This is a genomic window from Variovorax sp. LjRoot175 (genome assembly GCF_964253805.1).
Lineage (GTDB): Bacteria > Pseudomonadota > Gammaproteobacteria > Burkholderiales > Burkholderiaceae_C > Variovorax.
The window spans coordinates 1,246,558-1,268,794 of the sequence record NZ_CAXURY020000001.1; the positions used below are offsets into that span (position 1 = coordinate 1,246,558).

Annotated in this window: 22 protein-coding genes; 14 read left to right on the forward strand and 8 right to left on the reverse strand. The window is 68.8% G+C overall.

Features of this window, described 5'->3' with window-relative positions:
* Position 1 precedes the first annotated feature (1 nt).
* Together ACSQ89_RS06290 and ACSQ89_RS06295 are read left to right on the forward strand one after the other, a co-directional pair.
* Positions 2-670, forward strand: a complete 669-nt coding sequence (locus tag ACSQ89_RS06290) for a hypothetical protein (protein WP_436293890.1) — start codon at positions 2-4, stop codon at positions 668-670.
* Between the two features lie 134 nt (positions 671-804).
* Entirely contained in the window at positions 805-1,836 is a 1,032-nt protein-coding gene (locus ACSQ89_RS06295; protein ID WP_436293889.1) for a GSU2403 family nucleotidyltransferase fold protein, read from the forward strand.
* On the opposite strand, the gene ACSQ89_RS06300 is transcribed toward ACSQ89_RS06295, so the two are convergent.
* Genes ACSQ89_RS06300 through ACSQ89_RS06315 form a run of 4 tightly spaced genes read right to left on the reverse strand, consistent with a single transcriptional unit; the run spans position 1,812 to position 5,984 of the window.
* Positions 1,812-2,417 (reverse strand): hypothetical protein, encoded by a 606-nt coding sequence (locus ACSQ89_RS06300; RefSeq protein WP_436293888.1) that lies wholly within the window; start codon positions 2,415-2,417, stop codon positions 1,812-1,814. The genes ACSQ89_RS06295 and ACSQ89_RS06300 overlap by 25 nt on opposite strands.
* An 11-nt stretch (positions 2,418-2,428) precedes the next feature.
* Positions 2,429-3,310: an NUDIX hydrolase gene (locus ACSQ89_RS06305; protein ID WP_436293887.1), complete on the reverse strand. Its 882-nt coding sequence runs from the start codon at positions 3,308-3,310 to the stop codon at positions 2,429-2,431.
* A gap of 2 nt (positions 3,311-3,312) precedes the next feature.
* A complete protein-coding gene (gene recJ / locus ACSQ89_RS06310) occupies positions 3,313-5,022 on the reverse strand; it encodes a single-stranded-DNA-specific exonuclease RecJ (protein ID WP_436296146.1) in 1,710 nt (569 codons plus the stop codon).
* Positions 5,022-5,984: a hypothetical protein gene (locus ACSQ89_RS06315; RefSeq protein WP_436293886.1), complete on the reverse strand. Its 963-nt coding sequence runs from the start codon at positions 5,982-5,984 to the stop codon at positions 5,022-5,024. Before ACSQ89_RS06315 ends, recJ begins: the two co-directional genes overlap by 1 nt.
* A 122-nt stretch (positions 5,985-6,106) precedes the next feature.
* On the opposite strand from ACSQ89_RS06315, the gene ACSQ89_RS06320 reads away from it, so the two are divergent.
* The 3 genes from ACSQ89_RS06320 (at position 6,107) to ACSQ89_RS06330 (ending at position 8,778) form a co-directional block, all read left to right on the forward strand.
* Complete coding sequence (locus tag ACSQ89_RS06320; protein ID WP_093108986.1) at positions 6,107-7,363, forward strand: lipoprotein-releasing ABC transporter permease subunit; 1,257 nt, start codon at positions 6,107-6,109, stop codon at positions 7,361-7,363.
* Complete coding sequence (gene lolD, locus ACSQ89_RS06325) at positions 7,356-8,117, forward strand: lipoprotein-releasing ABC transporter ATP-binding protein LolD (RefSeq protein ID WP_436293885.1); 762 nt, start codon at positions 7,356-7,358, stop codon at positions 8,115-8,117. Before ACSQ89_RS06320 ends, lolD begins: the two co-directional genes overlap by 8 nt.
* A gap of 70 nt (positions 8,118-8,187) precedes the next feature.
* Positions 8,188-8,778, forward strand: coding sequence for an ATP-dependent Clp protease proteolytic subunit (locus tag ACSQ89_RS06330; protein WP_436293884.1), 591 nt, complete (start codon positions 8,188-8,190; stop codon positions 8,776-8,778).
* Between the two features lie 16 nt (positions 8,779-8,794).
* On the opposite strand, the gene ACSQ89_RS06335 is transcribed toward ACSQ89_RS06330, so the two are convergent.
* Positions 8,795-9,181 (reverse strand): RidA family protein, encoded by a 387-nt coding sequence (locus tag ACSQ89_RS06335; RefSeq protein ID WP_436293883.1) that lies wholly within the window; start codon positions 9,179-9,181, stop codon positions 8,795-8,797.
* A gap of 154 nt (positions 9,182-9,335) precedes the next feature.
* Here ACSQ89_RS06335 and ACSQ89_RS06340 point away from each other — a divergent pair, with 154 nt between their 5' ends.
* From ACSQ89_RS06340 to ACSQ89_RS06375, 8 genes are all read left to right on the forward strand, one after another.
* Complete coding sequence (locus ACSQ89_RS06340; RefSeq protein ID WP_436293882.1) at positions 9,336-10,880, forward strand: ABC transporter substrate-binding protein; 1,545 nt, start codon at positions 9,336-9,338, stop codon at positions 10,878-10,880.
* 88 nt (positions 10,881-10,968) lie between these two features.
* The gene (locus tag ACSQ89_RS06345; protein WP_093108981.1) at positions 10,969-11,910 is read left to right on the forward strand and encodes an ABC transporter permease; all 942 of its coding nucleotides are present in this window, start codon (positions 10,969-10,971) and stop codon (positions 11,908-11,910) included.
* A gap of 3 nt (positions 11,911-11,913) precedes the next feature.
* Positions 11,914-12,753: an ABC transporter permease gene (locus ACSQ89_RS06350; RefSeq protein WP_093108980.1), complete on the forward strand. Its 840-nt coding sequence runs from the start codon at positions 11,914-11,916 to the stop codon at positions 12,751-12,753.
* Positions 12,753-13,787 (forward strand): ABC transporter ATP-binding protein, encoded by a 1,035-nt coding sequence (locus ACSQ89_RS06355; RefSeq protein ID WP_436293881.1) that lies wholly within the window; start codon positions 12,753-12,755, stop codon positions 13,785-13,787. Before ACSQ89_RS06350 ends, ACSQ89_RS06355 begins: the two co-directional genes overlap by 1 nt.
* 127 nt (positions 13,788-13,914) lie before the next feature.
* Positions 13,915-14,886 carry an ABC transporter ATP-binding protein gene (locus ACSQ89_RS06360; protein ID WP_436293940.1) on the forward strand — a complete coding sequence of 324 codons (972 nt, stop codon included), beginning with the start codon at positions 13,915-13,917 and terminating at the stop codon, positions 14,884-14,886.
* Entirely contained in the window at positions 14,883-16,181 is a 1,299-nt protein-coding gene (locus ACSQ89_RS06365; RefSeq protein ID WP_436293880.1) for an amino acid deaminase, read from the forward strand. The genes ACSQ89_RS06360 and ACSQ89_RS06365 overlap by 4 nt, the downstream gene beginning before the upstream one ends.
* A gap of 11 nt (positions 16,182-16,192) precedes the next feature.
* Positions 16,193-17,092, forward strand: a complete 900-nt coding sequence (locus tag ACSQ89_RS06370) for a MurR/RpiR family transcriptional regulator (protein WP_093109083.1) — start codon at positions 16,193-16,195, stop codon at positions 17,090-17,092.
* Positions 17,085-18,554, forward strand: a complete 1,470-nt coding sequence (locus ACSQ89_RS06375) for an N-acyl-D-amino-acid deacylase family protein (protein ID WP_436293879.1) — start codon at positions 17,085-17,087, stop codon at positions 18,552-18,554. Before ACSQ89_RS06370 ends, ACSQ89_RS06375 begins: the two co-directional genes overlap by 8 nt.
* Before the next feature lie 25 nt (positions 18,555-18,579).
* On the opposite strand, the gene ACSQ89_RS06380 is transcribed toward ACSQ89_RS06375, so the two are convergent.
* The 3 genes from ACSQ89_RS06380 to ACSQ89_RS06390 form a co-directional block, all read right to left on the reverse strand.
* Positions 18,580-19,632 carry an ABC transporter substrate-binding protein gene (locus tag ACSQ89_RS06380; RefSeq protein ID WP_244503940.1) on the reverse strand — a complete coding sequence of 351 codons (1,053 nt, stop codon included), beginning with the start codon at positions 19,630-19,632 and terminating at the stop codon, positions 18,580-18,582.
* A 201-nt stretch (positions 19,633-19,833) separates the two neighbouring features.
* Positions 19,834-20,193, reverse strand: a complete 360-nt coding sequence (locus tag ACSQ89_RS06385) for a hypothetical protein (protein ID WP_436293878.1) — start codon at positions 20,191-20,193, stop codon at positions 19,834-19,836.
* Positions 20,194-20,228: 35 nt separating this feature from the next.
* Positions 20,229-21,059, reverse strand: coding sequence for an alpha/beta fold hydrolase (locus tag ACSQ89_RS06390; protein ID WP_436293877.1), 831 nt, complete (start codon positions 21,057-21,059; stop codon positions 20,229-20,231).
* 201 nt (positions 21,060-21,260) lie between these two features.
* On the opposite strand from ACSQ89_RS06390, the gene ACSQ89_RS06395 reads away from it, so the two are divergent.
* Positions 21,261-22,229, forward strand: coding sequence for a LysR family transcriptional regulator (locus ACSQ89_RS06395; RefSeq protein ID WP_436293876.1), 969 nt, complete (start codon positions 21,261-21,263; stop codon positions 22,227-22,229).
* The last annotated feature ends 8 nt before the right edge of the window (positions 22,230-22,237 follow it).

Below are 22,237 nucleotides of genomic sequence, written 5' to 3' on the forward strand. Positions count from 1 at the left end.
CATGATTCGACGCTATCTGATGGCCCCGCTGTGGTTCGCTGCAGCCTCCGCGCAGGCCGGCGGCCATTTCGACGTCGACGATGCGGGCACGCTCGATCGAGGCCAGTGCCAGTACGAGTTGTGGGGTACGCGCACCCGCAGCCAGCAGACCACGCTCTGGCACCTCGGGCCCGCCTGCCGCGTCGGCCCGGTCGAGCTGGGTCTCAACATCGATCGCATCGCGGTGGCCGGGGATCGCCTACACACGGTGGGCCCGCAGCTCAAGTGGACCTTTCTCGGGCAGGCGCCCGATGCGCAGTGGAGCGCGGCCGTCTCGATGGGCGCAACCTTCGAGCTGCCGCGCCACGGCGGCCGCACCGGCGGCCAGTTCGTCGTTCCCGTGACCTGGCGCGCGACCGACAGCCTGCAGGTCCACGCCAACCTGGGTGCCGACTGGGCCCCCGGCACCGGCGCGCGCAGCGGCCGCGGCGGACTGGCCGGCGAATGGGCGCTGAACGACACCGTGTCCCTGATCGCCGAGCGCAACCGTGCCTTCGGGCTCTGGACTTCGCGCGTCGGCGCGCGCTTCAGCCTGACGCCCCTGATCAGCATCGACGTGAGCGCGGCGCGCACCGGGCCCGAGGGCGTGCGCAGCGTGGCGATCGGCCTGAATCACGAGTTCGGGCGCTGAAGCGTGGCTATACTGCGCAGGAAGGACTCCGCAGTATAACCGTGGCCACTGTCTCCGAACCCTCGCTCTTCGAGGACCTGTCGCTCTCGGCGCAGACCAACTTCGCCGAACTGGTCGAGCAGGCGCAGGCGCGCATGCTCGATCGCTCGATCGCAGATCTGAGCGGTTCCTTCAACAAGAAGGAGGTCAAGGGCGTCATCTATTGGTATTGGCAGTTCCGCGATCTGGCCGGCAGGAACCACCAGGTCTATCTCGGGCCCGACGATGAGCGCCTGCGTGAGCTCATCGGGCTGCGCTCTGAAGGCAAGTCGCATGGCCACGATGGCCTGGCCAGGCTCGCCAGCGCATGCACTTCGCTTGGCTGCCTGAACGTGACGCCCCAGCACTTCAAGGTGATCAACAGGCTCTCGGAGCATGGCTTTTTCAACGCCGGCGGCGTGCTGATCGGCACACATGCGTTCATCGCGATGGGGAACATGCTCGGCGTGCGGTGGACGGGGGGCTGGAGGACGAACGACATCGACTTCGCGCACGCGGGCAAGAATGTGTCGCTTGCCTTGCCGACGAACACCGAGTCCGACGTGCACGACGCGATCACTTCGCTTCAGATGGGCTTGCTTCCGGTGAAGTCGATCGCGAGCGGGGCTGGCGCCACCTACCTGAATTCCAAGGGTGGCGAAATGCGGATCGATCTGCTGACGACCGCCGGTAGGAGCGATGCGGTTTACCGGCACGAGCCGCTCAAGGTGAATCTCCAGCCTCTGAAGTTCATGGAATTCTCCCTGGAGAAGATCGCCCAGACAGCCGTGATCTCGGGGGAACACGCGCTGATGGTGAACATACCGTCGCCGGTGCGCTACGCGCTGCACAAGCTGGTCGTCATGGCCGAGCGCGAAGAGGCGTTCCGCACCAAGATCCAGAAGGATGCGGGGCAGGTCGCCGCCATTGTTTCGCATGCACTCGAGCGCTCCCCGTATGCGCTCGACGAGGCAGCCGAGGACATCATGGGCCGCGGCAAAGGATGGCGCAGCCGCATTGCCGAAGGCACGCGTCTGCTGGCGCAGCACCACCCGTCGATCGCGGGGCAGCTGACCATGGTGCTAGAGCTTGCCGGCGCCAGTCGGCCGCGAGCGCCGCGGCGTCAACCGCCTACCAAGGCACCGTAGGCGCGCCGCGTCGCCGGCGCCACCGCATCGAGCACCTGCGCGTAGGAGGTCTTGTGGCGCGCCAGCAGCCGTGCCGAGGCGACCGCCTTCGACCTGCAGAACCAGTGGCAGGTGTGCTGCATGAGGAAGAGCTCGGCCGACAGGGTGAAGGCCTTGCTCTTAGGCGTGCGCTGAGCGCTGTTCGCTACCGCATCGGCGATGCCCCGCGCGTGGATCGCCAGCGCCTCGCGCATGTCGAAGCTGCTGCCGGGAAACAGCGTCTGCGCGAAGGGCAGGGCGATCGGGAACTTGCTCACGCGCGCGTCGGCCGCGCCGACCTTCGAGAACTCTGCGGCGAAGCGCGTGAACTGGCCGGCAAGCGTCTGCTCGCTGGTGGCCAGCAGGCTCCAGATCTGATCGCGGCGCTCGGGGTCGTTTTCGCCGAGGCAGCGCAGGTAGCCCTCGGTCAGGTTCTCCATCAGGTGTTCGATCTGGTAGTTGCCGAGATGGCTGGCAAGGAGCGCGACGCGCCGCTTCTGCTCGCGGGACTTGATCAGGTAGGCACCGAAGAAGATCAGGGCCGTCAGGGTGAGAACTTCCATGACGCTGATTGTCAGCGCCAGAACCCGTCGAAGCCGTCCGGTGGCTCCAGCCGCCGGCCGCGCAGCACCAGACGCAGCGGCCCGGGCATGACGCGAATGCGCTCCGGATGGCGTTCGTCGCCGGGGTAGGCGGTGGCGCGCATGCCCTCGATCTCGAAGGTGTGCGGCCGCACGAGGCAGGGCGGGCGGCTGCCGGCCTCGGCCAGCATCGCATCGACGCTGTTGAAGCGGCCCAGGTGCGCGAGGCTCATGATCTGCGGCGCGGCCAGAACGATGTCGCCGCGCCAGTAGCTTTCGAGCGCGGTGCGTGGCTGCAGCCAGTCGCTGTGCACGGCCTCGTGCGCATCGTGCCGCGCATGCTGCGCGGCGGGCGCGGCGGCGATGAAGAAGCGCGTGTCGAAGCGCTTGCCCGGCGATGACAAGGCCTGCAGCGGCGTGATCCAGCGCGACCACGGCCGCAGGGCACGCGTGTCCAGGCGCAGGCCGAGCCGGCCCAGCATGTCGTTGAAGGCGACGCCGGCCGCGGCCAGCGCGGCCGCCTGCCGCAGGGCTTCGGCGTCGAGTCCCTGCGCGAACAGCAGGCCGCATTCCTCGAAGACTTCGCGCGCCGCCGCCACATGGATCGCCGCGGCGGTCGCGGCATCGATGTCCTCGTCGTGCAGCAGCGCGTGCAGGCGATCGGGTTCCTGGTCCAGGCGCGCCTGCGCGTCGAGCCCGGCATCCGCCGGATCCACCTTGCCGCCGGGAAAGACGTAGGAACCGCCATGCACGTCCGACAGCGCATGGCGCTGGATCATGAGGACTTCGGGCCCGGCCGCGCTGTCGCGGCAGATGAGCACGGTGGCGGCGGGCCGGATGGGCGCCGGCGGCGCATCGGGTCGCGCGGCTTGCATCTTCAGCCCTCGGCGCCTTCCACCAGGAAGCGCACCCGCCGCACGCCCTGCCACTCGTCGGCATCGAGCCGGAACGCAATCACCACGCGCGGCGGCAGCGGTTCGGTGTGGCCGAACCAGATGCCGTCCACCGGCTTGCCCTGGTGCTTGAGTTTCAGCGCCAGATGCTTCTCGCCCACCAGCCGCTGCGAGATGACCTCGACCTCTTCGCTGAAGGTCGGCGGCGCAAAGCCTTGTCCCCACACTTCGCGGTGCAAGGTGTCGACCAGATCGACGCGCAGGTATTCGGGCGCCAGCGGCCCGTCGGTGTCGAGCCGCCGCGTCAGCGCTGCGGCATCGAGCCATTCCATCGCCACCTGCGCCAGCGCGCGCTCGAAGGTCTCGAAATGTTCCTCGGCCACGGTGCAGCCCGCCGCCATCGCATGGCCGCCGAAGCGTAGCAGCACGCCCGGATGGCGCTTGGCCACCAGGTCCAGCGCATCGCGCAGATGGAAGCCCGGGATCGAACGACCCGAACCCTTGAGCTCGTGCGACTTGCCGTCGGCGGCGCTGGCCGCGAAGACGAAGGCGGGCCGGTGGAAGCGGTCCTTGAGCCGCGAGGCGACGATGCCGACCACGCCTTCATGAAAGTCCGCGCCGAACACGCTGATGGCGGCGGGCAGGGCCTGGCTGTCGTCGAACAGCGTCTCGGCCAGCATCAGCGCCTGCTCGCGCATGCCGCCCTCGATGTCGCGCCGCTCGCGGTTGATGCCGTCGAGCATGCGCGCCAGTTCGTCGGCGCGCGCCGCGTCCTCGGTCAGCAGGCACTCGATGCCCAGCGTCATGTCGGCCAGGCGTCCGGCCGCGTTGATGCGCGGCCCGAGTGCGAAGCCGAAGTCGAAGGTGGTGGCTGCCTGCGCATTGCGGCCGGCGGCCTTGAAGAGCGCGGCAATTCCTGCCGGCATGGAACCAGCGCGGATGCGGCGCAGGCCTTGCGCGACCAGGCGGCGGTTGTTGGCGTCGAGCCTGACCACGTCGGCCACGGTGCCGAGCGCAACCAGCGGCAAAAGCGCATCGAGCTTGGGTTGCGTCGCGACATCGAACACGCCGCGCGCACGCAGCTCGGAGCGCAAGGCCAGCAGCACATAGAACATCACGCCGACGCCCGCGATGCTCTTGCTTTCGAACTCGCAGCCGGGCTGGTTGGGATTCACCAGCACGTCGGCCGCGGGCAGCGCCGGGCCGGGCAGGTGGTGGTCGGTCACCAGCACCGCGAGCCCGCGCGCCTTGGCGGCGGCCACTCCCTCGACGCTCGCGATGCCGTTGTCGACTGTGATCAGCACGTCGGCGCCGCTCGCGGCCACGCGCTCGGCGATCGGCGGCGTGAGGCCGTAGCCGTCGATCACGCGGTCGGGCACCAGGTAGCTCACCTGCTTCGCGCCGAGCAGGCGCAGGCCACGCACGGCCACCGCGCAGGCCGTGGCGCCGTCGCAGTCGTAGTCGGCCACGATGCACAGGCGCTTGTCGTCGCGGATCGCATCGGCCAGGAGCACCGCGGCCTCGCGCGCGCCGCGCAGGGTGGCGGGTGCGAGCAGGCGCACGAGGCCGTCGTCGAGCTCGTCCTTGCCCTGCACGCCGCGCGCGGCATAGAGCCGTGCCAGCAAGGGATGCACGCCGGCCTGTTCGAGCGCCCAGGCGCTGCGCGGGGGGATGTCTCGGGCGACGATCTTCATCACAGCGCTTCCAGCACGGCCGGTGCGCTCTCTCGCTGGAACAAGGACTTGGCCCAGCGCGCCAGGCCGCGCTGCTGCACGCCGAAGCGCCGCGCGCCGCGGTCGCCGCACAGCGTGATCGCCACGTCGGCGCCTTCGGTGTACACGGCCAGCAGCTCGGCCACCGGGCCGGCGTCCACCTCGCCCCAGGCCGCGGTCCAGGCGGCGGCATCGTCGCGCAACGCGGGAGCACGCAGCGCGTCGGCGACAGTGGGCCGCGCGTCGCCGAAGGAAGGGGGGAGGCGGCCGGTGCCGCTGAGCCAGAAGGAATTGATCGGCGGCACGCCGCGCGCAGTGCGCTCGTCGTTCACGCGCTCGGTGTAGAGCAGCATCTGCATCTCGTTCTGCAGCCGGCGCAGCGACCGGGCACCGTCGGCGAGCGGTGACCACTGCGAAATGGGGTAGCCGATCGCGCGGTCGATCGAGGCGGTGGCCAGGCCGTCGAACACCTGGCCTTGCGCAAGCCAGCGGCCCGGCGTGGGCGTGGCGTGCAGCGCGATGCCGTCTTCCGCGAAGAAGGGGCGCGCGGCCGCGAGCAGGGCGTCGGATTCGGCCGCGTCGATCCGGATCGCGGCTGGATCACCCAGCACCACGTCGTCGATGCCCACCTGCCAATGGCACAGCGTCGCGATGCCCCAGCTGTCGCCGTCACTGGTGGGCGAGAGCCCGGCCTGTTTCGCTTCCAGCGCCGCCCACGGGATCTGCCCATCGGCGGCTTCGATGCCGAGCGCCGCGGCCAGCGCACGTTCGTGGGGTGGCGAGAGCGTGCTTTCGTCCTGCGTGTCTTCGTGCACCAGCGCCAAGCGCGAGAGCAGCGATTCCAGCTTCGGCAGACGCAGGCCCGTCAGTGCTTCGCGGCAGGCCGGCGAGCTGCGGCCGGCGAAGGGGATCAGCAAATGGTGCGAAGTAGACAAGGCGGGCATGGGCCTATTGTCCGGGATGCCACAATCCGAGCGATGAACGACCCCCACGCTCTGCACGCCGTGTCATCGCTGCCCCCCAAGGGGGCGCAGGTCTCTCTTGGGGCGGCCCGGCGAGATACCTGATGCGACTCCCCTACGAACTGCAGCTCGGCTGGCGCTACACGCGCGCGGGCCGGGCGACGCGGCGCAACGGCTTCATCTCCTTCATCTCTGGCGTCTCGATGTTCGGCATCGCGCTGGGCGTGGCGGCGTTGATCATCGTGCTCTCCGTGATGAACGGCTTCCAGAAGGAAGTGACCGACCGCATGCTCGGCGTGATCTCGCACATCGAGATCTTTTCGCGCGACGGCCAGGCACTGGCCGACATCGATGCGATCGCCGCGGCGGCACGCAAGAACCCCAACGTCGTCGGCGTCGCGCCCTTCATCGCCGCGCAGGCGCTGATCGCGCGCGGCGAGGACATGAAAGGCACGCTGGTGCGCGGCATCGAGCCTTCGCTGGAGCCGCAGGTGACCGACATCTCCACCACCGCGCAACACGGTGCACTGGCGAAGCTGGTGCCGGGCGAATTCGGCATCGTGCTCGGCGTCGAGCTGGCGCGCTCGCTCTTCGTGCGCGTGGGCGACCAGGTCACGCTGATCGCGCCCGGCGGCCAGGTCACGCCGGCCGGCGTGGTGCCGCGCCTGAAGCAGTTCACCGTGGTCGGCACCTTCGATTCGGGCCACTACGAATACGACTCGGCGCTCGCGATGATCCACGAGCAGGACGCGGCCCGCGTGTTCCGGCTCGAAGGGCCGAGCGGCCTGCGCCTCAAGCTCAAGGACCTGCACCAGGCGCGCGAGGTGGCCGATCAGCTGGCCGTCACGCTGCCCGGCGAATTCCTGATCCGCGACTGGACGCGCCAGAACAAGACCTGGTTCGCGGCCGTGCAGGTCGAGAAACGCATGATGTTCATCATCCTCACGCTGATCGTCGCGGTCGCGGCCTTCAACCTGGTCTCGACCTTGGTGATGACGGTGACCGACAAGCGTGCCGACATCGCGATCCTGCGCACGCTGGGCTCGAGCCCGCGCAGCATCATGGGCATCTTCGTCGTGCAGGGCGCGATGGTGGGCGTGATCGGCACGCTCGGCGGGCTGCTGCTGGGCCTGGGCATCGCCTACAACATCGACGTCATCGTGCCGGCGCTGGAGCGGCTCTTCAACGCGCGCTTCCTGCCGCAGGACATCTACCTCATCAGCAAGATGCCGAGCGATCCGCAGCGCGGCGACATCATGCCGATCGCGCTGATCTCGCTTGCGCTGTCCTTCGTGGCCACGCTCTACCCGAGCTGGCGCGCCAGCCGCGTCAACCCTGCGGAGGCCTTGCGCTATGAATAAGCGGGCCCCCACGCTCGGCACTGACGTGTCCTCGCTGCCCCCCGAGGGGGCTGCCATCGGCTTGGGGCGGCCCGGCGCCGATGGGGTCGTCCTGCAAGTCAGAGGCCTCACCAAGCGCTTCCACGAAGGCCGCATCGATCTCACCGTGCTGCACGGCGTCGACCTCGACGTGCGCGCGGGCGAGACGCTCGCCATCGTCGGCGCCTCGGGTTCGGGCAAGAGCACGCTGCTGCACCTGATGGGCGGGCTCGATGCGCCCACGGCCGGCAGCGTGGAATTGCACGGCAAGAACATCGCGCATGTCGATGCGGCCGAGCAGGGCCGGCTGCGCAATGCGCACCTGGGTTTCGTCTACCAGTTCCACCACCTGCTGCCGGAGTTCAGCGCGCTCGACAACGTCGCGATGCCGCTGAAGATCCGCCGTACCGAGCCGCAGGCCGCGGCACGGGCCGCGAACCTGATGCTGGCCGCCGTGGGACTGGCCGAACGCACCCACCACCGGCCGGCCGAGCTTTCGGGCGGCGAGCGACAGCGTGTTGCCATTGCGCGCGCGCTCGTGACCCAGCCCGACTGCGTGCTGGCCGACGAGCCCACCGGCAACCTCGACCGCAACACGGCCGACAGCGTGTTCGCGCTGATGCTGCAGCTCGCGCACGAGCGCCGCACGGCCTTCGTCGTGGTCACGCACGACGAGAGTCTGGCCAAGCGCTGCGACCGGGTGCTGCGACTCACCGCGGGCCGTCTCGCAGGCTGAGCTGCGGCCGCTTGCCAAAGCCGGGCGCGGTCACCACACTGGGGCTTCGTTCGACAGCGCAAGGAGCCCCATGGAAACCCCGGACCTCCCGCCTTCCACCACGCTCGAGCAGCGCAGCTCGTACCTGGAAGAGAAGGCCTTCAAATCGCGCACGCTACTGATCTTCGGCGCCATCACGGACCAGTCGGCCGCCGACGTGGCGCGCCGGCTCATCGCCCTCGACGCCGACAGCCAGGAACCCATCGACATCCTGGTCAGCTCGCCGGGTGGGCACCTGGAGTCGGGCGATGCCATCCACGACCTCGTGCGCTTCATCAGCGCGCCGGTGAACATGATCGGCACCGGCTGGGTCGGCAGCGCCGCCACGCACCTCTATCTGGCGGTGCCGCGCGAGCGGCGTTTCTGCCTGCCCAATACGCGCTTCCTCATTCACCAGCCGAGCGGCGGCGCGGGCGGGCCGGCCAGCGACATTGCCATCCACGCACGCGAGATCCTGCGAGCTCGCACGCGCATCGCCCAGGCGATCGCGCGCGAGACCGGCAAGCCGCTGGACGCCGTGCTCGCCGACATCGAGCGCGACCGATGGCTGTCGGCGGAGGAGGCGATCGACTACGGGCTGGTGTCGCGCATCATCCAGCGCAAGAGCGAGCTGCGCCCCTAGGCGCGCAGCTGCCGGCTTACTTCGGCTTGTAGGCCACCACGTCGATCTCGACCTTGGCGTCGACCATCAGGCGCGCCTCGGTGGTTGAGCGCGCGGGCCGGCCGGCACCGAAATAGCCCATGTAGACGCGATTGAAGGCACCGAAATCGCGCGCGTCCTGCAGCCACACGGTGGTCTTGCAGACGTCGTCGAGCGTCGCGCCGGCCAGCGCAAGCACCGACTTGATGTTCTCCATGACCTGCCGGGTCTGAGCCTCGATGCCGCCGACCACGATCTCGCCGTTCGCATCGGCGGGCACCTGTCCCGACACATAGATGAAGTCGCCCGCGCGCACGGCCGGGGAGAAGGGGCGGACCTGGTTGTCCGAGGCCTTGGGGGATGCACCGAGGTATTCGAGCGACATGAAAAGCTCCTGGGTTGAGTGTGGATTGAAATTATATTTCAGTAAAAGTCCTGAAACATAGGGTTTGCACCCGTGATTTGGCATGTTTGATGCTTCAAAGTCTGGCCGAAGAGAAAATATTTTTCAAATCATCCGACCCACGAAGGAGTTTCACATGCAGACCCCCGGCCTCTCGAAGCGCAGCCTGCTCGGCGCGTTCCTCGTCAGTTTGCTGTTCGCCGTGGCGCCGGCCCAGGCCCAGGGACCGCGCAATTTCGCGACCCTTGCCATGGTGGCCGAGCCGCAGACGCTGGACCCGATGGCCTCCACCGCCGACCTGGTCGGCACGATCATGCAGCACGTCTACGAGCCGCTCTACACCTTCGATGCGAAGTGGAACGTGGTGCCGATGCTGGCCGAATCGATGCCGAAGATCTCGGCCGACGGCAAGGCCTACGCCATCACCCTGCGCAAGGGCGTAATGCTGCACAACGGCCGCGAACTGAACGCCGACGATGTGGTCGCGAGCCTGCAGCGCTGGATCGAGCAGTCACCGCGCGGCAAGGCGGTGGGCAAGGAGCTCGAGAGCCTCAAGGCCAAGGGCCCGCTGGGCGTCGAGCTGGTGCTCAAGGCGCCCTACGCGCCGCTGCTCGCCCAGCTGGCGCTGCCCAGCGGCATGGCCGCGATCATGGCCAAGGACTCGATCGCGCAGCCGCTGAAGGATTTTGTCGGCACCGGTCCCTACAAGTTCAAGGAGCGCCGGCCCGACCAGTACGTGCTGCTCACGCGCTTCGACAAGTACAGCGCTCGCAAGGAGCCCGCGAGTGGCTACGGCGGCAAGCGCGAGGCGGCGATCGAGGAACTTCGCTTCGTGCCGGTGCCCAATGCCAACACGCGCGTCGAAGGCGCGCTGGCCGGCCAGTACGACTTTGCCGACCTGCTGCCGGTGGAAGCCCTGGCGCGCCTCGAGAAGGCCAGCGGCAAGACGCTGCCGATCATGACGCCGTCCTTCGGTTTTCCCTACCTCGTCTTCAACACCAAGGAAGGCGTGGCCGCCAGCCAGCCGCTGCGCCAGGCGATCCAGGTCGCGCTCGGCGAGGGCGAGATGCTCGCGGCCGGCTTCGGCGACACGCGCTTCTTCGTCGCCGAAGGCAATCACTTCCCCAAGGGCTCGCCCTTCTATGCCACGGGCGGCACCGATCTCTACAATCAGCGCAATGCGCCCAAGGCGAAGGAGGCCGCCGCCAAGGCCGGCTACAAGGGCGAGCCGATCCGCGTGCTGACCAGCCGCCAGTACGACTTCCACTACAACATGGCGCTCTTGATGGCCGAGCAGCTCAAGCGCGCCGGCTTCAAGGTCGATCTCAACGTGGTCGACTGGGCCACTCTGGTGCAGCGCCGCAACGACCCGAAGCTGTGGGACGTCTACGTCACGCATTCGGGCCAGTTCCCCGAGCCGATGCTCTCGCCGCCGCAGCTCGGCGACGGCGCGCCGGGCTGGTGGGACTCGCCAGCCAAGAAGGCCGCGCTGTCCGCCTTCAATGTCGAGAGCGATCCCGCCAAGCGCGGCGCGCTGTGGGGCAAGGTGCAGCAGGTGGTCTACGACGAGGTGCCTTACGTGAACGTCGGCAAGTTCAACGGGCTGTCGGCCAAGAGTCCGGCGCTGGACAACTACCAGCCGGCCACCTGGCCGTATTTCTGGAATACGCGCATCAAGTAACCCCACCCCGTTCGGGCTGAGCTTGTCGAAGCCGTCGTCGCACGTGCAAGCCCTTCGACAAGCTCAGGGCGAACGGTCGGAGAACTGAATGGTCCGCTATCTCTCGTCCCGCCTCGCGGGCATGCTGGTCGTGCTCGCCATCGTGGCGGTGCTGGTCTTCATCCTCACGCGCGCCGCCTCGGGCGATCCGGTCTCGGTGCTGCTCGGTGACCAGGCCACCGCCGCCGACATCGCGCGCGTGCAGAAGGAATACGGCCTCGACAAGCCGCTGCCGGTGCAGTTCGGCTACTGGCTGCGCGAAGTGCTGCAGGGCAACCTGGGCCAGTCGATCTTTCTGCAGCGGCCGGTCACGCAGGCGCTCATGGAGCGCGCGGAGCCGACCACGCTGCTGGCGCTGATGGCGGTGGCGATCGCGGCGCTGATCGGGCTGCCCTGCGGCATCGTCTCGGCGGTATTCCGCGGGCGCGTGGTCGACCAGGTGTTCACCGGCATCGCGATGCTCGGCGCCAGCATCCCGAGTTTCTGGCTCGGCATCGTGCTGATCCAGCTCTTCGCGGTCTCGCTCGGCTGGTTCCCGGTTTCGGGCTACGGCGCGCCCGACGCGCCGCTGGCCGAGCGCCTGCATGCGCTGATCCTGCCGGCCGCGGTGCTGGGGCTCTTGAACTCGGCGTTGATCATCCGCTTCACGCGCGCCTCGATGCTCGACGTGCTGGGCGAGGACTATGTGCGCACCGCGCGTTCCAAGGGCCTGGCGGAAAGCACGGTGGTGCTCAAGCATGCGCTGCGCAACGCGCTGGTGCCGATCGTCACCGTGCTGGGGCTCACCATCGCGCTGATGATCGGCGGCGCCGTCGTCACCGAGACGGTGTTCGGCCTGCCCGGCGTCGGCAACCTGGTGGTGAACGCGGTGCTGCGGCGCGACTATCCGGTGATCCAGGGAGCCTTGCTCGTGATCGCTGCGATCTACGTGCTCATCAACTTCTCGATCGACTTGTTGTACGCCGTGGTCGACCCGCGCGTGAAGATCTGAATCATGCAAATGCCTCGAATGCTCCGCCAGCTGATGCACCGCCGCATCGTGATGGTCTCGGCCCTGGTGCTGCTGGTGATCGCGGTGCTCGCGCTCGGCGCGCCATGGTTCGCCTCGGCCGACCCCAACGACACGGCCGTGCTCGACCGCCTCAAGCCGCCGAGCGCCGCGCACCTGATGGGTACCGACGAGCTGGGGCGCGACATGTACTCGCGCATCGTCCACGGCGCGCGCTATTCGCTCGCGATCGCGGCGCTGACGGCGCTGGGCTCGGTGATCGCGGGCACCCTCCTGGGCCTGGTGGCCGGCTTCTTCCGCCGGCTCGATGCGCCGCTGATGCGCGTGGTCGACGCGATGATGTCCTTCCCCGACATCCTGCTTGCGATCGCGCTGGTCGCCATCCTCGGCGCTTCGCTGGGCAACGTGGTGCTGGCGCTGGTGCTGGTCTACACGCCGCGCGTCGCGCGCGTGGTGCGCGCCTCCACGCTGGTGGTGCGCGAGCTGCTCTTCGTCGAAGCCGTGCGCGCCTTGGGCGTGCGCACCTCGCGCATCCTGTGGCGCCACATCCTGCCCAACCTGATGTCGCCGATCCTGGTGCAGGTGTCCTTCATCTTCGCCTACGCCATCCTGGCGGAGGCGGGTCTGTCCTTCCTCGGCGTCGGCGTGCCGCCCGAGATCCCGACCTGGGGCACCATGGTCGCGGGCAGCCAGCAGTATGCGGACCGGGCCTTCTGGGTCGTGCTGTTTCCGGGGTTGGCGATCATCTTCACCGCGCTCTCGCTGCAGTTGCTGGGCGACGGCGTGCGCGACCTGCTGGACCCCAAGCTCAAGAAGGCAACGTGATGACGATGCACGCAACTCCACGTCTCGCGGTACGCAATCTCGGCACCTCCTTCCCCACCGAAGACGGTCTCGTGCGTTCGGTGGCCGAGGTGAGCTTCTCGATCCAGCCCGGCAAGACCACTGCGCTGGTCGGCGAGTCGGGCTCGGGCAAGTCGGTCACCAGCTTGACGCTGATGCGTCTCTTGCCCAAGACCGCCAACGCACAGGTGAGCGGCGAGACCGCCTTCGCCACGCGCGACGGCCGCATGGTCGACCTGCTCACGCTCGGGGACCGCGACATGCGGCGCCTGCGCGGCAACGAGCTCGCGATGATCTTCCAGGAGCCGATGACCAGCCTGAACCCGGTCTTCACCATCGGCGAGCAGATCGCCGAGAGCGTGCGCCTGCACAAGGGGCTGGACCGCAAGGCCGCGCTCGCGCATGCGCTGCGCATGCTGGAGCTGGTCGAGATCCCGGCCGCGGCGCGGCGCCTGCATGAATACCCGCACCAGCTCTCGGGCGGCATGCGCCAGCGCGTGATGATCGCGCTGGCCATGGCTTGCGACCCGACGCTCTTGATCGCCGACGAGCCCACCACCGCGCTCGACGTCACGATCCAGGCGCAGATCCTCGAGCTGATGCGCCGGCTGCAGGCCGAGACCGGCATGAGCATCCTGTTCATCACCCACAACCTCGGCGTGGTGGCGCACCATGCCGACGACGTGGTCGTGATGTATGCGGGTCGCGTGGTCGAGAGCGCACCGGTGCGGCCGCTGTTCGCCACGCCCGAGCATCCCTACACGCAGGGCCTGCTGGCCTGTCTGCCCGGCAAGGCGCACCTGCGCGGAGGGGCCAAGCCCAAGCGGCTGTTCGCGATTCGCGGCCAGGTGTCGAGCCCGCTGGCGCCGCCGCCGGGCTGCGCCTTCGGGCCGCGCTGCGACCATGCGGCGGAAGCCTGCCTGCAGGCCGTCCCGCCGCTCGTCGAAACCCACCCCGATCGGCAGGCGCGCTGCATCCGCGTGCCGGCGATCCAACCACTCGCGAGGGCCGCATGAGTACGCCGCCGCCTTGCTCCCTCTCCCGTTCGCGGGAGAGGGCCGGGGTGAGGGTGCATCCCGAGGCCCCCGCCCTCATCCCCCGCCCTCTCCCGCCTGCGGGAGAAGGAGCCAATACCACGTGCCCATGACCACTGCCGCAGTCCCCCTGATCGAGGTCCGAGGCCTCAAGAAATACTTCGGCAGCGGCGAGCGCCCGGTGCGCGCGGTCGACGACGTTTCCTTCGCGATCCGCGCCGGCGAAACGCTGGGCCTGGTCGGCGAATCGGGCTCCGGCAAGAGCACCATCGGCCGCACGCTGCTGCGCCTGGTCGAGCGCACGGAGGGCGAGGTGCTCTACCGCGGCGACGACATCGGCAAGCTCTCTTCCGGGCCGCTGCGAAAGCTGCGCAGCAAGCTGCAGATCATCTTCCAGGACCCGTACGCGAGCCTCAACCCGAAGATGCGCATCAGGGCCATCCTCGGCGAGGCGCTGGCCACGCACGGGCTGCACAAGGGCGCCGCTGCACGCGACAAGCGCATCGCCGAACTGCTCGAAACCGTGGGCCTGCGCCCCGAGCATGCAAGCCGCTTTCCGCACGAGTTCTCGGGCGGCCAGCGGCAGCGCATCGGCGTGGCGCGCGCGCTCGCCGTCGAGCCCGAGTTCATCGTCGCCGACGAGCCGCTGTCGGCGCTGGACGTGTCGATCCAGTCGCAGGTGATCAACCTGCTGGCCGATCTGCGCGAACGCCTGTCGCTGACGATGCTATTCATCTCGCACGACCTGGACGTGGTGGAATACCTGTGCGACCGCGTGGTCGTGCTTTACCTCGGCAAGGTGATGGAAGTGGCGACCACCAGCGAACTCTTCGAGCGCCCGCAGCATCCCTACACGCGAGCCCTGTTGGCCGCGAGCCCGAAGCCCGATCCGCTGCTGCCCAACGAACACGTCGCGCTGAAGGGCGACATCCCGAGCCCGGTCGCGCCGCCGTCCGGCTGCGTGTTCCGCACGCGCTGTCCGCATGCCATCGAGGCCTGCGCCCAGACCGTGCCGCCGCTGGACGAACTCGCACCGGGCCATTTTTCCGCCTGCATCCGCAAAGAGCTGATTTCCCTATGACCACCGAATACGACGACTTCATCGATCCGCTGCTCAACACCGGCTTCAAGGGCTACCCGCGCACCCAGCCGCCGAAGCGCCGCAGCGAGATCGGCAAGGCCGGCTGGCATGTGCTGGCCGGCGACCTGCCGCTGCCGCTGGCCGTGCTCAAGCGCGAGGCGCTGGAACACAACCTCCAGTGGATGCAGGCGCGCGTGCGCCAGTGGGGCATCGACCTCGCGCCGCACGGCAAGACCACCATGTCGCCGCAGCTCTTCAAGCGCCAGCTCGACGCCGGCGCCTGGGGCCTCACTTTCGCGACCGTGACGCAGCTCGCCGTCGGCGTGGCCGCCGGCGCGCGGCGCACGCTGATCGCCAACCAGGTGGTGAACGACGAAGACCTGGCCGGCATCCAGCTGCTGCTGCACGCGCACATAGACCTGCGCGTCGTGTTTCTGGTCGATTCGCTGGCGCAGCTTGCGCTGATCGAGGACTGGACAGAGCGCCACCCCGAGCACCTGCCTTTTGAGGCGATGCTCGAAATCGGCGTCGAGGGTGCGCGCACCGGCTGCCGCACGCACGAGGAAGCGGTCACGCTCGCCACCCGCCTGCACGAGAGCGACGCCGTCAAGCTCGCCGGCATCGAATGCTACGAAGGGCAGGGCGCCACCGGCGAGAGCGGGCCCGACACGACCTATGCGAACACGCTCATGGACCGCGTCGAGGCCGTGGCCCGCCATTGCGACCTCCACAGTCTGTTCGACACCGACGAGGTGCTGGTCTCGGCCGGCGGCTCCGCGATCTTCGACCTGGTGGCCGGCCGCCTGAAGCCGGCGCTCCAGGCCCGCGTGCGCGGCCTGCTGCGCTCGGGCTGCTACGTGACGCACGACCACGGCTTCTACCAGCGCATGCTGAGTGCCGTGGACGAACGGTTGGGCTGCGGCTGCGGCGAGAGCCTGCGCCCTGCGATGGAGGTGTGGGTCACGGTGCAGTCGCGCCCCGAACCGAAGCTCGCGATCCTCGCGGTCGGCAAGCGCGACATCTCCTTCGACCTTTCGCTGCCGGTGCCGATCGCGCGCGCCGCGCGCGGCAGCCTGGTGCCCGCCGCGGTGCCGCCGGGCTGGAAGATCACGGCGCTGAACGACCAGCATGCCTACCTGCGCTGGGACGATGCCGAGGAGCCGCAGGCGCCCGCGGTCGGCGAGCGCGTCGGCCTCGGCATCTCGCACCCCTGCACCACCTTCGACAAGTGGCACTGGATGCCGGTGGTCGAAGAGGACTACCGCATCAGCGACGCGGTGGCCATGCACTTCTGATGGCGCCCGTGATGACATCCTCCCTGCTTCAGAAGATGGCCGAGATCCGCGACGGCGCCTCGGCCACGCGGCGCGCCATCCTCGACCTGATCCTCGAAGACCCCGACCGCGCGCTCGAGGAAAGCTTCGAGACGCTGGCCGAGCGCTCGCGCAGCTCGGTGCCCACCATCATGCGCACCTGCCGCGATCTCGGCTTCGCCGGCCTGCGCGAATTCAAGCTTGCGCTGGCGCAGGAACTGGCGCTCGGCGGCTCGCCGCTGCACCGGCGCGTGAACATCGAGGACGCGGCCGACGAGGTGGTCGGCAAGATCGCGCGTAGCGCCGCGGCCTCGGTCTCGGGCGTGCGCAACCAGCTCGACATGGAAGTGCTCGACGGCGCCGTGGCCGCCATCGCGGCGGCGCCGCACGTCGATCTCTATGGTGCCGGCGCCACCTCGTGGTTCATGGCCAACGACCTGCAGGCGCGGCTGTTCCGCCTCGGCCTTTCGGCCAACGCCTGGGCCGACTACCACCTGCAGCAGGTGGCCGGCGCGGCCCAGCGCCCGGGTGGCGTGGTGATCGCGATCTCGCACGTGGGCGGCATGCCCTCGCTGCTCGATGCTGTCGACATCGCGCGCGGGCAGGGCGCCAAGGTGGTCGCACTCACGCGACCCGGCACGGCGCTCGCGGCGAAGGCCGATTTCCTGCTGGGCCTCTCGGTGCCCGACGACGCGGTGATGCACGTGGGCATCGACGCCTACCTCACGCACCTGACGGTGATCGAGATCCTGACCGTGCTGGTCGCGCAGCGCCGCGGCGAACCCGCGGTGCAGCGCCTGCAGCGCGCGCGCGAAGCCTTCCAGCGCCACGGCATCGATGCGAGCACGCATCCGCTGCAGAGCTGGGATGGCGGAGGAGTGAAGCATGGCTGAACAAGCGATCTTCTTGCTCGAAGGCGGCCTCGTGGTCGACGGCTCCGGCGGCCCGAGCTGGCCCGGCGACGTGCTGCTGGCCGGCGACCGTATCGCAGCGCTGGGCGAAGGCCTGCGCGAGCGCCTGCCCGAAGGCATCGCGGCGGCCGATCTCGAAACCGTCGACTGCCGCGGCAAGGTGATCGCCCCCGGCTTCATCGATGTCCACACGCACGACGACGCGATCGTGCTGCGCGATCCGCTGTGCCTGCCGAAGATCTCGCAAGGCATCACGACGGTGGTCACCGGCAACTGCGGCATCTCGCTCGCGCCCTACCGCACGCCGCAAGCCCAGCCGCCGCTCACGTTGCTGGGCATCGATTCCTTCCGCCATGCCACGATGGCCGAGTACCGCGCCGCGGTCGAGGCGGCGCAGCCGGCGCTCAATGTCGCGGCGCTGATCGGCCACACCACCTTGCGCTTCGCGACCATGGACGCGCTCGACCGCGCGGCCACCGAGGACGAGCGCGCGCGCATGGGCCAGCTGCTCGAAGCCTGCATGCTGGACGGCGCCCACGGCCTCTCCTCGGGCCTGTTCTACGAGCAAGCCTTCGCCGCGCCGGCCGAAGAGGTGACGGCGCTCGCGCGCATCGTCGCGCGCCACGGCGGCGTCTATGCCACGCACCTGCGCAGCGAGATGGAAACCATCATCGAGGCAATGCACGAGGCCGGCGACACCGCCTTCAGCGCCGGCGCGCCGCTCGTGATCTCGCACCACAAATGCGCCGGCCCCGCCAATTGGGGCCGCACGCTCGAAACCCTGCCGCTGGTCGACGCGCTCGCGAAGCGGCAGGACATCGCGCTCGACGTCTACCCCTACGTCGCCGGCTCCACCGTGTTGCGCGAGGACCTGGTGGACGGCGTGATCGACATCCTGCTGACCTGGTCCGATCCGCATCCCGAGGTGACGGGCCGCATGCTCGCCGACGTCGCGCGCGAATGGGGCGTGGACCAGAAGGAAGCCTGCCGCCGCCTGCAGCCCGGCGGCGCCTGCTACTTCCAGATGAAGGAAGAGGACGTGGAGCGCGTGATCGCCCATCCGCGCACCATGATCGGCAGCGACGGCCTGCCGCACGACCGCCATCCGCATCCGCGCCTGTGGGGCGCCTTCCCGCGCGTGTTCGCGCGCTACTGGCGCGAGCGCCAGCTGTTCACGCTCGAACAGGCAGTCCACAAGATGACCGGCATGACCGCGCGCAACCTGCGCATCGCCGACCGCGGCCTGCTGCGCGTGGGCGCGATGGCCGACGTGGTGGTGTTCGATCCGCGCACCATCGCCGACACCGCCACCTACGACCGGCCGCAGAGCGCCAGCGTGGGGATCGAGCGCGTGTTCGTCAACGGCGCCTGCGCCTTCCGAGGCGGCGAAGAAGAGCCCGAGGTGCGGGCGCGGGCGGGGCGGATGCTGACGCGGGCGGTCTGAGAACCGGTTGAGAAGAGCGCCCGGGTCAACGCACGAAGCGGCCCTCGGGCGTGACGCGAACCATTTCGATGAACTTCGACCCGGTGCTGCTGCCTGACGTGAAATCGATGTCCATGCCGGCCAGCCGCATCTTGAATGCGCGCAGCGCCGCATGCAGGCGCGCACGTGTCAGGTCGCGGCCGGCACGCTTGAGCCCCTCGATCATCACCAGCCCGTTCAGGTAGCCCTCGAAGCTGCCGTAGCCCACCGGCACCTGCGCGCGTTCCGCCAGGCGTCGGTAGTCGCGCGTGACGGTCTCCACCTCGCCCCAGGGATAAGGCATGACCTGCGAGATGGCCAGTCCGCCCGCCTGCAGGTTCACCACCTTGGCCGTGACCTCGCCCGGGACGACCGACATGCCATAGAACATCGGCTTGCTGCCGGCGCCGTAAGTCGCCTTGATGACCTCGCCGGCGACCGTGCCGGCCAGATACATCAGGACGGCCTGCGGCTGGCTGTCGGCCAATGTCTTGCCGGCGGCGGCGGAGGTCGAGCCGTCTCCCTTCACCGAGACCACCGCCGTCGGCGTGAGCTTGTGGGTGGCCATGGCGGCCTCGATCAGCTTGACCGCTTCGGCGCCGCCCGGGTTGTCGAGATGGGCGATCGCCATCTTGTTCACGCCGACGGTCGTGAGGTGCTCGACCAGGGCCTGTGCTTCGCGCGCATTGCTGGCGCGCACGAAGTAGGCGGAGCCGGCAACGCGTTCGCGCGCCGTGTCGCCCACGCCGTAGCCGCCCACGCTGGGTGCGCCGCTTTGCTGCAGCAGCTTGGCCGCGGCGGCCGTGGTGCCCGAGCCGACGCAGCCGAAGAACGCGAACACGCGATGGTCGTTCAGCAGCTTGCCGTAGTTCTCCACCGCCTTCTCGGGCTTCAGCTCGTCGTCCAGCGACACCAGCTTGATCTTGCGTCCGCCCACGCCGCCTTGTTCGTTGACCGCATCGAAGGCCAGTCCGGCGCCGTTGTGCACGACCTTGATCTGCGAGCCGAGCGGGCCGCTCAGCACGGCGCTGCTGCCGAGCAGGATCTCGCTGTCGCTCACCCCTGTTTCTGCCTGCGCGGACGACAAGTGTGCCAAGCCAGTGGCAAATACGGCAGTGGAGGCGACAAAACTTCTGCGCTGCATGAGCAAGGCCCTTTTCCAATGAATTTAGTTAAGTTGAATAACTATTGGAAATGAGCCGTCGGTGCCGCCGAGTCAGGGTTTACCCACGCGGTCGCGGCATTCGTCACACTCCTGCAATCACTCGTGTCCCGTCAGCATCAGCGCTGCTCTGTAGGCCGCACGGCCGGCCGTCTTTGCTTCTTCGACCAGCGCCTTCAGCCGCTGCCCGCGCTCCTTCGGCGCCAGGAGATGGAGCGGTTCGGCCATCAATTGCCGGGCCGCGCCGAGCAGGACGTGCGCCGAAGTGACGCAGACGCGGACGGCCGCACGCTCGCCGGCCGGGGTGTTCTCGCCTTCGCGGTCATTGAGAACGGACTCGATCAAGGCGAGCGCATTGTCGAGGCAGGCCTGCGCGAGGTCGCGCTGTGTCGCTCCTGCTTGAATCGTCAGGGGCGGGCTGGGGCCATCGAGCGCGGCATCGCGCGGAGTGTCGAACATGGTGAGAAGACCGGGTTGCTTTCTTTGGAGTCGAATCAGCGCGCCGCCAGCACTGCCTGCGGAACTGTTGCGCGCGGCGTGCCAGCTTCATGCCCATGCAGCCAGCGGCGCAAGATCCGCAGCAGCGCCCCCGGCTGGTCGGCATGCACCCAATGGCCGGCATCGTCGATGTGTTCCAGGTGCGCGCGCGGAAACAGGCGCGCGATGCCGGCATGCGACTCGGCTTGCACATAGGCCGAATCGGTGCCGGCGAGGAACAGCGCCGGCCCTTCGTAGTGCCGGTGCTGGAGCCTCTGCGGAAATCCGCACAGCTCCTGCATGCACATGGCCACCGCCAGCAGGTTGAGCCGCCAGTCGAAGCGCTCGTCGTGGCGCCGCAGGTTCTGCATCAGGAAGTCGAGGACCGGCGTGTCGCCTTCCTGGCCCTGCGCCAGCGCCTGCCGGGCCTCGTTGCGGCCGGTCGCGGCGGCCGCGTCGAAGCCGCGCATGGCCATCATGTAGGGCGAGAACTGGTCGCTGTAGCGCTCGGGTGCGATGTCGATCACCGCCACGCCGGAGATCGCCTGCGGATGCTCGAGGGCCAGGGTCATGGCGGTCTTGCCGCCCATGCTGTGGCCGATCAGCAGCGGCCGCTGCAACTGCTCGCGCTCGATGAGCGCCATCACGTCCTGCGCCATCTCGGTGTACGACATGGTCTGGCCCCGGGGCGACGCGCCGTGGTTGCGCGCATCCGGCAGGTAGACCCGATGCCTGTCGCCGAGCGCTCGGGCGATCCGGGCCCAGTTGCGTCCGGCACCGAACAGCCCATGCAGGATCACCAGGGGAGGGCCGTCGCCCACGGCCTCGAATGCGAGCTCAATAGCCACGGGATTCCGGCGCAGGCAGAGCGTTGGCGGGGCGCGTGTTCACGGGTTCCGTCTCCATTTATGTGGGGCCCCCATTCGAGGGTTTGACAGAGGTTAGGGACGCAGGAGCCGTCAGTAAAATGGTTTGCATCCATGCCGTGGATCGATCGCGTGGATACCTTGCAAGGCGGACCGGGGTTTTCAAAGGGACGAGGTCAGCTCATGCGGTTCAACAAGCTCGACTTGAACCTGCTGGTGGCCCTGGATGCGCTCCTCACCGAGCGCAGCATCAGCCGGGCCGGGGAGCGCCTGCACCTGAGCCAGTCCGCCACGAGCAATGCGCTGGCGCGGCTGCGGGCCTATTTCAACGACGACCTGCTGGTGCAGGTCGGCCGCAAGATGGAGCTCACGCCGCGGGCCGAGACGCTGAAGGATGCCGTGCGCGACGTGCTCGTGCGGGTGGATTCCGCGATCCTTGCCCAGCCGCGCTTCGATCCCGCCCAGGCGGAGCGCTGCTTTCGCCTGATCGTCTCCGATTACAGCTCGATAGTCCTGATGCCGCAGCTGCTCACGCTGGTGAGCCAGCAGTCGCGCACCGTGCGCTTCGATCTGCTGCCGCTGCTGCAGCCGCCCCATCGTGAGCTGGAGAGCGGCGAGGCCGACCTGCTCATCCTGCCGCTGGAATATCGCACGCCCGAGCCTCATCCCTTCGACATCCTGTTCGAGGAGCAGTTCGTCTGCGCGGTCTGGAGCGGCGGCCGCTTCGGGCACGCCGACAAATTGACGGCCGATCAGTACGCGACGGCCGGCCACGTCGTGATGCAGCCCTCCGGCATGGACGAGCCCACACTCGCGAGATGGCTGAAGCGACGCTACCCGGGGGTGCGGCGCATCGAAGTCACCAGCTACAGCTTCGCCGCGGTTCCCTATCTGATCGTGGGCACCGATCGCATTGCCATGCTGCACGCACGGCTCGCCCGACTGGCCCAGAAGTCCCTGCCGCTGCGGCTGCTGCCGGCGCCGGTGCCGATGCCGGCGATGAAGCAGACGATGCAGTGGCACACGTACCGCACGCAGGACCCGGGCCTGGTCTGGTTGCGCGGCCTGTTGCACCAGGCCGTGGCGAGGATGGATGCGGAACTGGAACCTGCCTACGCGGACGGTGTGGCCGAAACGGTTCGCATGGAATGACTGCGGGC

What these genes read in the sequence shown, in the direction of transcription:
- ACSQ89_RS06290 (WP_436293890.1), top strand. Translation starts at nt 2, where the DNA reads ATGATTCGACGCTATCTGATGGCCCCGCTGTGGTTCGCTGCAGCCTCC.
- ACSQ89_RS06295 (WP_436293889.1), top strand. Translation starts at nt 805, where the DNA reads ATGCTCGATCGCTCGATCGCAGATCTGAGCGGTTCCTTCAACAAGAAG.
- ACSQ89_RS06300 (WP_436293888.1), bottom strand. Translation starts at nt 2,417, where the DNA reads ATGGAAGTTCTCACCCTGACGGCCCTGATCTTCTTCGGTGCCTACCTG.
- ACSQ89_RS06305 (WP_436293887.1), bottom strand. Translation starts at nt 3,310, where the DNA reads ATGCAAGCCGCGCGACCCGATGCGCCGCCGGCGCCCATCCGGCCCGCC.
- recJ (WP_436296146.1), bottom strand. Translation starts at nt 5,022, where the DNA reads ATGAAGATCGTCGCCCGAGACATCCCCCCGCGCAGCGCCTGGGCGCTC.
- ACSQ89_RS06315 (WP_436293886.1), bottom strand. Translation starts at nt 5,984, where the DNA reads ATGCCCGCCTTGTCTACTTCGCACCATTTGCTGATCCCCTTCGCCGGC.
- ACSQ89_RS06320 (WP_093108986.1), top strand. Translation starts at nt 6,107, where the DNA reads ATGCGACTCCCCTACGAACTGCAGCTCGGCTGGCGCTACACGCGCGCG.
- lolD (WP_436293885.1), top strand. Translation starts at nt 7,356, where the DNA reads ATGAATAAGCGGGCCCCCACGCTCGGCACTGACGTGTCCTCGCTGCCC.
- ACSQ89_RS06330 (WP_436293884.1), top strand. Translation starts at nt 8,188, where the DNA reads ATGGAAACCCCGGACCTCCCGCCTTCCACCACGCTCGAGCAGCGCAGC.
- ACSQ89_RS06335 (WP_436293883.1), bottom strand. Translation starts at nt 9,181, where the DNA reads ATGTCGCTCGAATACCTCGGTGCATCCCCCAAGGCCTCGGACAACCAG.
- ACSQ89_RS06340 (WP_436293882.1), top strand. Translation starts at nt 9,336, where the DNA reads ATGCAGACCCCCGGCCTCTCGAAGCGCAGCCTGCTCGGCGCGTTCCTC.
- ACSQ89_RS06345 (WP_093108981.1), top strand. Translation starts at nt 10,969, where the DNA reads ATGGTCCGCTATCTCTCGTCCCGCCTCGCGGGCATGCTGGTCGTGCTC.
- ACSQ89_RS06350 (WP_093108980.1), top strand. Translation starts at nt 11,914, where the DNA reads ATGCAAATGCCTCGAATGCTCCGCCAGCTGATGCACCGCCGCATCGTG.
- ACSQ89_RS06355 (WP_436293881.1), top strand. Translation starts at nt 12,753, where the DNA reads ATGACGATGCACGCAACTCCACGTCTCGCGGTACGCAATCTCGGCACC.
- ACSQ89_RS06360 (WP_436293940.1), top strand. Translation starts at nt 13,915, where the DNA reads ATGACCACTGCCGCAGTCCCCCTGATCGAGGTCCGAGGCCTCAAGAAA.
- ACSQ89_RS06365 (WP_436293880.1), top strand. Translation starts at nt 14,883, where the DNA reads ATGACCACCGAATACGACGACTTCATCGATCCGCTGCTCAACACCGGC.
- ACSQ89_RS06370 (WP_093109083.1), top strand. Translation starts at nt 16,193, where the DNA reads ATGACATCCTCCCTGCTTCAGAAGATGGCCGAGATCCGCGACGGCGCC.
- ACSQ89_RS06375 (WP_436293879.1), top strand. Translation starts at nt 17,085, where the DNA reads ATGGCTGAACAAGCGATCTTCTTGCTCGAAGGCGGCCTCGTGGTCGAC.
- ACSQ89_RS06385 (WP_436293878.1), bottom strand. Translation starts at nt 20,193, where the DNA reads ATGTTCGACACTCCGCGCGATGCCGCGCTCGATGGCCCCAGCCCGCCC.
- ACSQ89_RS06395 (WP_436293876.1), top strand. Translation starts at nt 21,261, where the DNA reads ATGCGGTTCAACAAGCTCGACTTGAACCTGCTGGTGGCCCTGGATGCG.